Consider the following 1114-nt stretch of genomic DNA (forward strand, 5'->3'; position numbering starts at 1 on the left):
GCCGATACCAACGAGGAAGCGGCCAACAGCCAGGCGCTGTCGACCCGCCAGTCGATCGCGGTGTCCGCGCTGGCGCTCGCCAACCAGTCGCAGCAGAGCGTGCTCCAGCTCCTGCGCTGATTTCGACGACATCTTGAGCGGCGGGGGAAACCCCGCCGCTTCGGACCACTGACAAACCCCTTGAGTAACCCCGATCGAAAAAGATTGGGACAACGACCGTCCTCCCATTTCACACCAGAAAGGTCTGAAACATGTCCATCGTTCTCTCGGCTTCGGTTCGCCAGAACCTGCTCTCGCTCCAGTCCACCGCCGACCTGCTGTCGACCACCCAGAATCGCCTTGCGACTGGCAACAAGGTCAATTCGGCGCTCGATAACCCCACCAACTTCTTCACCGCGCAGGGCCTCAACAACCGCGCCAGCGACATCAACAACCTGCTCGACAGCATTGGCAACGGCGTGCAGGTTCTGCAGGCCGCCAACACCGGCATCACCTCGCTGCAGAAGCTGGTCGATACCGCGAAGTCGATCGCCAACCAGGTGCTGCAGGCTCCCGCCGGTTATACGACCAAGTCGACAGTGAGCTCGACTGCGCTCGCCGGCACCGCGGACGACCTCGTTGACGGCACCGTCCTCGACGCCACCGACCAGCTGCAAATCGCGGCTACCGCTGGCCATGCGGCAGTCAACTTCACCTTCACTGCCACCACGTCGCTCGCTGACTTGAATGCGGCGCTGGCGACCAGCAATCTGTCGGCCAGCCTCGACAGCACCAACCAGCTCGTCATCAGCACCACCAATGATACGGCGTCGTCCACGATCGGTGCGGTTACGTTCACCAACACCGGCGGTGGCACCGTGACCTTTGGGGCCGCCGGCAGTGCGCCGGTTGCCGACGCGGCTTCGCAGACCATTCGCGCGAGCCTGGTAAAGCAATACAATGACATCATCACCCAGGTCACGACGACTTCTCAGGATGCCTCGTTCAACGGCATCAACCTGCTGAACGGTGACGATCTCAAGCTGACCTTCAACGAAACCGGCAAGTCCACCCTGAACATCAAGGGCGTGACCTTCAACGCAGCGGGCCTTGGCCTCGCTTCGCTGACCTCGGG

The 1114-nt window shown here is 62.0% G+C and carries 2 protein-coding genes; both read left to right on the forward strand.

What is annotated here, in order from left to right; translation table 11 throughout:
* The coding region (locus JQ575_RS44240; protein WP_212039434.1) for a flagellin at window positions 1-120 on the forward strand (120 nt) is incomplete at its 5' end.
* 131 nt (window positions 121-251) lie between these two features.
* A partial coding sequence (locus tag JQ575_RS44245) for a hypothetical protein (protein ID WP_212039432.1) occupies window positions 252-1114 on the forward strand: 863 nt, incomplete at its 3' end.

The organism is Bradyrhizobium sp. JYMT SZCCT0428 (assembly GCF_018131075.1).
Lineage (GTDB): Bacteria > Pseudomonadota > Alphaproteobacteria > Rhizobiales > Xanthobacteraceae > Bradyrhizobium.